Here is a 7522-nt window from a genome sequence, read left to right as displayed (position 1 = left end):
ATGGCCGGCATCGTACCCGGCCTTGCGGTCGGCTTCGGCCTGATGACCTACTGCTATTTCTTCGGACCGCTCGGGGTGCGGCGCGAGCGGGCACCGTTTCGCGAGGTTGCGCTCGCGTTCCGGCAGGCCTCGCTGCCGATGATGATTCCGGTCATTCTCCTCGGCGGCATTCTCACCGGATGGTTCACGCCGACGGAGGCCGGCGTCGTGGCCGTGCTCTGGATCATCGTGGTCATCATTCCGGCGCTCAACCCCCGGCATTTTGCGCGCCTGCCCTTCGACTTCTGCCTCGCGGGGCTGATCTTCTCGCTGCCCCTGATCACGATCGGAGCCGCCAACGCCTTCGGCTGGATGCTGGCGTACCTGCGCGGCGCGAGCTTCATTGCCGAGTGGATCGTGAGCGTTGCCGGCAACGACCCGCACCTGATCATGCTGCTGCTGGTGGCGCTGTTCACGGTCATCGGCGACTTCATCGAGCCCGTGCCGACCATCATAATCTTCATGCCCCTGGTCAACTTGCTCACCCAGGCGGGCGGGATCAACCCGGTGCACATGGGCGTGGTGCTGATCGTCACGCTCGCATTCGGTCTGATCACGCCACCCTACGGCCTGGTGCTGCTGATGGCCTCGAAATTCGTGGGCGTGCGCTTCTCCCAGGCGCTGCGCGCCGCGCTGCCGATCTACGTGGTGTTTCTCCTCACCATCACCTTCACGATCTACTTCCCGAGCGTCGTGCTGTGGCTGCCCAAGCACGTGATTCCGCAATCGGTCGGCTGCTTCAAATCTCCCTCGGGGCCGGGCTATATCTGCCCGAATTGAACGTCGCGCTACTTGCTCTTGCTCGTGAACTTCTTCACCGCGGTCCGGAATTCCTCCGTGTGCATGCAATCGATGATGGCGTCGCGCTCGGCCTCGAGCTGCTCCTCGATCGACGAGACCGGTGCGCGCTGGATCAGCGCCTTGGTGGCGGCGAGGCCGGCAGGCGTGTTCTGCGCCAGCCGCAACGCGAGCTCGCGCGTTGCGGCCTTCAACTCGGCGGCGGGAGCGACTTTCGCGACCAGCCCCCAGTCACAGGCCTGTTGCGCGCCAAAACTGTCCTCGGCGAGATAGATCTGCAGCGCACGCCGCCCGCCCACGGCGGCGACCACGCCGACGGTGCCGCCGCCGTCGGGCGAGACGCCGAGTTTGGCGTAGGCCGGCGTAAAGCGGGCGTCCTCGGCGGCGATGCAGAGGTCGGCGACGAAAGCGAGCGACAAGCCGGCGCCGGCGGCCGATCCGTGGACGCTTGCCAGCACCACCTTGGGCATCCGCCGCAAGGCCGCGATGAAGGCGTGATAATGCTGCAGGAGCTCGCCGACCACGGGCGCAATGGTGTCGTTGGCCGCGGCCGCGCCGATGGTCTGCAGGTCGCCGCCGCCGCAGAAGGCGCGGCCTTCGCCCTGGATGACCAGCACCCGGACCTGCTCATTGGCCTCGACCTCGGCAGCGAGCTGCTCCAGCCTCCGCGCGATGGCGAGATTGATCGAATTGAAGGCCGCCGGACGGTTGAGCGTGATGGTGGCGACCGGACCATCGATTGCGAGCAGGGCGGGATCGTCGGGCGTGCTGGTGGACATCTGAGAAATCCCCGGTCTTGCAAGCAGCAGTGGGCATTTAAGCGCGGAAAGGAAGGGTGGCAATCCCCTGAGCAGGCTGCAGGATGCGCGGGGTATGCTGGTGCGATCGTTCCTGTGGGCCGGAATCGACGCCACCCTCCATGACCTGGGCAACGGGCTCCATTGCTTCGCCAAATTTTCCGGAGCAATGGACTATCCTGCGGGAAAATCCTTCGCTAATACGGCTCGCCTTCGAGGAAGTGTTGCGATTTGAGGCGCCGGTGCAGACGTCCTTCCGCACGATCATCAGAGATGTCGAAGTCGCCGGGACGAGGCCCGGTGAAGGAGAAAAGGTGTTGCCGTTTCTGGCCGCCGCCAATCGCGTCGGGGCATTCGAACGGACGGCCGAGCCGGGGCAGCGGCTCAACAACACCTTGCGCGGGCTGGACGGCCTGCGGCTTCGCATCGTGGCGGCCTAACCGATGGTGGACGGAGCGGTCGTCATCGTCGGTGCGGGCCATGCCGGTTTCCAGGTCGCGACCTCGCTGCGCCAGCTCGGCTTCAAGGGCCGCGTTTGTCTCCTCAACGACGAGCCGCATCTGCCGTATCAGCGGCCGCCTTTGTCCAAGGCGTATCTGAAGGGGAATGCGGGCCCCGACAGCCTGATGTTCCGACCGCAGAAATTCTATGCGGATCAGACCATCGAGCTGATCGCCGCACATGCGGTCAAGATCGATCGTGCAGCGCGCAAGCTGATGCTCGCCTCGGGCGCTACGCTCGACTACGGCCATCTGGTGCTCGCGACCGGCGCGCGCAACCGGCTGCTCGACATTCCGAACGCGAACCTGCCCAACGTGCGCTACCTTCGCATCCTCGACGACAGCGAGGATCTGCGTCGGCGCATCGCGTCCTGCAAACGCGTCGTCGTCATCGGTGCGGGCTTCATCGGGCTGGAATTTGCCGCGACCGCGCGGATCAAGGGCCTCGAGGTCGACGTGCTGGAACTCGCCGGGCGGGTGATGGCGCGCGCGGTGACGGTTGAGATTTCGGAGTATTTTCAGGCCCGCCACGCCGCTTCCGGCGTGCGCATCCATCTCGGCGTGATGGCGACCGCGATCGAGGCCGATGGCGACGAGGTGACCGGCGTCAGCCTCAGCGACGGCCGGCATATCCCCTCTGACCTCGTCGTGGTCGGCGTCGGCGTGCTCCCCAATGTCGAGCTCGCCGCTGAGGCGGGACTGCCGACCGCGTCGGGCATCATCGTCGACCAGCACCTCGTGACCGCCGATCCCCTGATCTCCGCGATCGGCGACTGCGCGCTGTTCGAGAGCCCGCGCTTCGGCGGCTCGCTGCGGCTGGAGTCGGTGCAGAACGCCACCGATCACGCCCGCTGCGTCGCGGCGCGCCTGACCGGCGACGACAAGCCCTATGATGGTCAGCCCTGGTTCTGGAGCGACCAGGGCGACGACAAGCTCCAGATCGCCGGCCTGACCACGGGCTATGATCGTGTCGTGCTGCGCGGCGATGTCGCGCAGAAGGCGTTCTCGGCGTTCTGTTACCACGGCGACCGGCTGCTTGGGATCGAGTCGGTCAACCGGGCCGGCGACCACATGTTCGGGCGACGCCTGTTCAGTGCAGGCGGCTCGATCACACCGGAGCAGGCCGCCGATCCGGGCTTCGATCTGAAGAAGGCTCTGGCGTAGAGCATCGTCCGCGCCGCCTTCACACCCTGACCTCGAACTCCCGCTTCACGGCCTCGATGTCGGCGAGCGTCGGCAATCCCGCCTCGTTGCCGAGCCGCTGGATCTTGTAGGTCGAGGCAGCGCGGGCGAACTCGAAATGATCGGCCCAGCTCCTGCCGGGATGGGCGAGATAGGAGAACACATAGGCGCCGTGGAACACGTCGCCGGCGCCATTGGTGTCGATGACGCGCTCGCGCGGGATCGGCAGGGCCGGCAGCGAATGGACCGTGCCGGTCTCGTCGTACCAGAGCAGCCCCTTCTCGCCCATGGTGATGCCGCCGACGCGGCAGCCGCGCTCCTTGAGATAGGCGATCATGTTCTGTGGTGTCAGATCCATCTGCTCGCAGAGCCGCTCGGCGACGATGGCGACGTCGATGTATTCGAGCAGCTCGTGGGTGTTGGTGCGCAGGCCACCGCCATCGAGCGAGGTCAGTATGCCCGATTCGCGACACAGCCTGGCATAATGGATAGCAGCGTCCGGCTGGTGACCATCGACATGCAGTGCCCGGCAGTTGCCGAGGTTGAGCAGCGGGAAGGGATGGATGTGCTTGTCGTCGCGGCAGCGCACAATCGCGCGCTTGCCATCCTTCGGCATGATGAATGACAGCGAGGAGGCGTTGACCTTTCGCGGGTGCACCGAGATGGCGTATTTCGCGCACATGTCCTGGAACATGCGCCCCAGCCAGTCATTGGCCACGGTGGCGATCATGTCCGGCACGATTCCGAGCTTGGCGCAGCAGAACGCCGCCGTGACCGCGTTGCCCCCGAACGAGACCGCATAGGCTTCCGCGACATGTTTTTCATCGCCGGTCGGCAGGTGGTCGGTAATGAAGGTGACGTCGATGTAGGTCTGTCCGATGAAGAGGGCCTGCATAGGCATAAGGCTTTCCGTGCGCTCGTGGGGTGGTCCGGGCCCCGGCAGTTTAGACTAGCACCGGTGTTTCCCGGTCATCGCTGAAATAATTCGCAAAACTCATGCCACAATCGCTTGAGAACAGCTCGCGGCGGGACTACCACCCGCCCCGGGCTGTGGCCGGGCTGGAATGGCCGACTCGGGGGTCCAAGGCAATGAGAAGCGGAGGGATTTGATGACCGTTTATTCCGGTCCAGTGTTCGACATGGCGGTGGATCAGTTCAATGTGATCGCCGATCATCTCGAGATCCCCTGCGACGAGCGTGAGCGTATCCTGCAGCCGAAGCGCGCCATCACGGTATCGTGCCCGATTCACCGCGATGACGGCACGATCTCCGTGTTCGAGGGCTACCGCGTGCAGCACCTGCTGACGATGGGGCCGACCAAGGGCGGCACACGATTCGCGCCGACGGTCGATATCGGCGAGGTGGCGGCGCTCGCGATCTGGATGAGCTGGAAATGCGCGCTGGTCGGGCTGCCCTATGGCGGCGCCAAGGGCGGGGTGAATGTCGACGTTTCCCAGATATCGAAGCGCGAGCTCGAGGCGCTGTCGCGGCGCTACATGCAGGAGATGATTCCCTTCGTCGGGCCGCGCACCGACGTGATGGCGCCGGACATGGGCACCAACGAGCAGGTGATGGCCTGGTTCATGGATACCTATTCGATGTATCAGGGCCAGACCGTGACCGAGATCGTGACCGGCAAGCCGGTGTTTTCCGGTGGCACGCTCGGCCGCCGCGAGGCGACCGGGCGCGGCGTGGCGCATCTGGCGAGGCGCGTGATGGACGTGCTCGGAATCAAGCCGGTCGGGGCGACCGCGGTGATTCAAGGATTCGGCAATGTCGGCTCCTACGCGGCGCTGGTTCTGCATCAACTGGGGTTGAAGGTGATCGCGGTCAGCGATCACACCGGCGCGCTCCATGACGCGAAAGGCCTGGATATCCCCGCCTTGATGAAACATGCCTCCACTCACGGCAGCATCGCCGGCTTCTCGAACGAGCTGACATTCGATCCGGCCGAGGTTCTCACGCTGGCCTGCGACGTGCTGGTGCCGGCGGCGCTGGAACGGACCATCGACGGCGGCGTCGCCGAGAACCTCAAATGCAGGGTGCTGGCGGAAGGCGCCAATGGCCCGACCACGCCGGAGGCCGACCGCGTCCTGGAAAAGCGCAAGGAGATTTTCCTGATCCCCGACATTCTCTGCAATTCCGGCGGCGTCGTCGTCAGCTATTTCGAATGGGTGCAGGATCTGCAGCAGCTTTTCTGGGAAGAGGAAGAGGTGATGCGGCGGGAATATCAGATCCTCGATCGCGCGTTCGACCACATGCTGGCGCGGTCCAGGGCCGACCGGATTCCGCACCGCACCGCCGCGATGGCCATCGGCGTCGAGAAGGTCCGCGCGGCGAAAGCCACGCGCGGACTATTTCCATGATTTCGGGCCTCGACCACATCGTCGTCTTGATCGAGGACATCAGGGTGGCCGAGGCCACCTACCAGACCTTGCTCGGCCGCTCGCCATCCTGGCGCAATTCGGGCGAGGGCGCCGACCGCGTGCTGTTCACGCTCGACAATGTGACGCTGGAGCTGATGGCACCCGCCGGATTCAGCGTCCCGGCGGACCGCATCCGCAAGGTGATCAAGCTCTGGGGTGAGGGCCTGGCCAGCATCTGCTTTCGTGTCACCGACGTCGCCAAGATGCAGCGCCGGCTCGAGCGGCTGGCGCTGAAGCCGGACGCCGTTGCCGAGGTCGAGAGCCAGGATTCCGTCTCGGGCGCCCTGCTGCACTGGAAGCGCACCCGCGCTGCGGCCGAGCTCACCCGCGGCGTGCGGATGTTCTTCCTGGAACTCACCGAGCAGCGTCCGCCGTCGGCGCCGACTACGACGACGCCCGTGCTCGGGCTCGACCATGTCGTGATCTCGACCGAGGACCCCGAGCGTGCCGCAGCTCTCTACGGCGCGCGACTCGGCCTCGACATGGCGCTCGACCGCACGCACCAGGAATGGGGGCAATTGATGTTCTTCCGCTGCGGCGATCTCATCGTCGAGGTGGTGCGCCGGCCGGTCGCGGGTGGCGATCAGGACCATGACAAGCTCTGGGGATTGAGCTGGCGGGTCGCCGACATCGAGGCCGTGCGCACGCGCCTGTTGTCCGCGGGCGTCGAGGTCACCGAAGTGCGCGCCGGCCGCAAGCCCGGCACGCGGGTGATGAGCGTGCGCAACGGGACCTGCGGTATCCATACCTTGATGCTCGAGCGGTTGCCGCGCGCGGCGTGATGCCCGACCATCCCTCGCGTCCGGGAAGGCGCCTCGGCGCCGGGGACAAATTGTCGAGCGCGTGTTAAACCGGCGCACAGGGGTGGTTGCCGAGCGAGTGATTTGGCCAAGGCGAAGCGAAGTTTGAGATGGCAGCGCGATCCCGAGGGGATGCGCAACCGGATTCTGGAGGCGGCCAAGCAGGAGTTCGCCGCCCACGGCCTTGCCGGCGCCCGTGTCGACCGGATCGCGGCCAAGGCCGGCGCCAACAAGCGCATGCTGTACTACCATGTCGGCAAGAAGGACGACCTCTACCTCGCCGTGCTGGAGGGCGCCTACGAGAAGATCCGCGCCGAGGAACGCGGGCTCGACCTCGAGCATCTCGATCCACCCCAGGCGATCCGGCGCCTGATCGACTTCACCTGGAACTATTTCCTGCGCAACCCCGAATTCCTGGCGCTGCTCAACACCGAAAATCTCGCCCGCGCCAGGCATCTGAAGCGATCGACCAAGGTCAAATCGATGCATTCGCCGTTCGTCGAGATGATCCGCACCGTGGTGCAGCGCGGCGTCGAGAGCGGCGACTTCCAGGCCTCCGTCGATCCTGTGCAACTCTACATTTCCATCGCGGCGCTGAGCTTCTTCTATCTCTCCAACAGCGCGACCTTGAGCGTGATCTTCGGCCGCGACCTCCTGAAGCAGGACGCCAAGGACGAGCGGCTGGAGCACATGATCGCGCTGGTGCTGGCGGCGCTGACGGGCAAGTCTTCCGCGGTGTTCGGTCGGCATCCGGCGGAGCCCGTGCGCACTCCCGCCCATCAGACCGTCTGACCGTTCGCGCCCGAGAAGGTCACGAGCCATCCCTGCCTTTCGATTCGAATTTCACGGCCTATGGGGACACGCGTCCACGGTCTCGCGGCGCAATCCGCCCGAGTTGTGCGTCAGCCATGGCGCCCCGAAACACCAGAGGGCGCAGGGAAGGCCGGGTGCCGTTCGCACCCATGGCCCGCCTGCAACAA

Annotated in this window: 8 protein-coding genes; 6 read left to right on the top strand and 2 right to left on the bottom strand. The window is 65.5% G+C overall.

The annotated features are described in order from the left end of the window. Positions 1–819 (top strand): TRAP transporter large permease subunit (locus JOY90_RS39305; RefSeq protein ID WP_291696456.1); only part of this gene is annotated, 819 nt, incomplete at its 5' end. A gap of 8 nt (positions 820–827) precedes the next feature. Here the strand turns inward: JOY90_RS39305 and JOY90_RS39300 are convergent. Continuing rightward, positions 828–1616, bottom strand: coding sequence for an enoyl-CoA hydratase-related protein (locus tag JOY90_RS39300; RefSeq protein ID WP_291696455.1), 789 nt, complete (start codon positions 1614–1616; stop codon positions 828–830). Positions 1617–1756: 140 nt separating this feature from the next. Between JOY90_RS39300 and JOY90_RS39295 the strand changes: the two genes are divergently transcribed. Together JOY90_RS39295 and JOY90_RS39290 are read left to right on the top strand one after the other, a co-directional pair. Beyond that, entirely contained in the window at positions 1757–2074 is a 318-nt protein-coding gene (locus JOY90_RS39295; RefSeq protein ID WP_291696454.1) for a hypothetical protein, read from the top strand. Between the two features lie 3 nt (positions 2075–2077). Further along, positions 2078–3298 (top strand): FAD-dependent oxidoreductase, encoded by a 1221-nt coding sequence (locus tag JOY90_RS39290; RefSeq protein WP_291696453.1) that lies wholly within the window; start codon positions 2078–2080, stop codon positions 3296–3298. Positions 3299–3317: 19 nt separating this feature from the next. On the opposite strand, the gene JOY90_RS39285 is transcribed toward JOY90_RS39290, so the two are convergent. Next, the gene (locus JOY90_RS39285) at positions 3318–4211 is read right to left on the bottom strand and encodes a sugar kinase (RefSeq protein WP_291696457.1); all 894 of its coding nucleotides are present in this window, start codon (positions 4209–4211) and stop codon (positions 3318–3320) included. Between the two features lie 214 nt (positions 4212–4425). On the opposite strand from JOY90_RS39285, the gene JOY90_RS39280 reads away from it, so the two are divergent. The 3 genes from JOY90_RS39280 to JOY90_RS39270 all read left to right on the top strand — a co-directional run bounded on the left by JOY90_RS39280 (position 4426) and on the right by JOY90_RS39270 (position 7334). Continuing rightward, positions 4426–5682: a Glu/Leu/Phe/Val dehydrogenase gene (locus JOY90_RS39280; RefSeq protein WP_291696452.1), complete on the top strand. Its 1257-nt coding sequence runs from the start codon at positions 4426–4428 to the stop codon at positions 5680–5682. After that, positions 5679–6524, top strand: a complete 846-nt coding sequence (locus JOY90_RS39275; RefSeq protein WP_291696451.1) for a VOC family protein — start codon at positions 5679–5681, stop codon at positions 6522–6524. Before JOY90_RS39280 ends, JOY90_RS39275 begins: the two co-directional genes overlap by 4 nt. 102 nt (positions 6525–6626) lie before the next feature. After that, a complete protein-coding gene (locus tag JOY90_RS39270; RefSeq protein WP_367277060.1) occupies positions 6627–7334 on the top strand; it encodes a TetR/AcrR family transcriptional regulator in 708 nt (235 codons plus the stop codon). Positions 7335–7522 lie beyond the last annotated feature (188 nt).

This window comes from Bradyrhizobium sp., from assembly GCF_019242285.1.
Taxonomy (GTDB): domain Bacteria; phylum Pseudomonadota; class Alphaproteobacteria; order Rhizobiales; family Xanthobacteraceae; genus Bradyrhizobium.
This window is presented reverse-complemented; position numbering and strand designations above follow the sequence as displayed.

What these genes read in the sequence shown, in the direction of transcription:
- JOY90_RS39300 (WP_291696455.1), bottom strand. Translation starts at nt 1,616, where the DNA reads ATGTCCACCAGCACGCCCGACGATCCCGCCCTGCTCGCAATCGATGGT.
- JOY90_RS39295 (WP_291696454.1), top strand. Translation starts at nt 1,757, where the DNA reads ATGACCTGGGCAACGGGCTCCATTGCTTCGCCAAATTTTCCGGAGCAA.
- JOY90_RS39290 (WP_291696453.1), top strand. Translation starts at nt 2,078, where the DNA reads ATGGTGGACGGAGCGGTCGTCATCGTCGGTGCGGGCCATGCCGGTTTC.
- JOY90_RS39285 (WP_291696457.1), bottom strand. Translation starts at nt 4,211, where the DNA reads ATGCAGGCCCTCTTCATCGGACAGACCTACATCGACGTCACCTTCATT.
- JOY90_RS39280 (WP_291696452.1), top strand. Translation starts at nt 4,426, where the DNA reads ATGACCGTTTATTCCGGTCCAGTGTTCGACATGGCGGTGGATCAGTTC.
- JOY90_RS39275 (WP_291696451.1), top strand. Translation starts at nt 5,679, where the DNA reads ATGATTTCGGGCCTCGACCACATCGTCGTCTTGATCGAGGACATCAGG.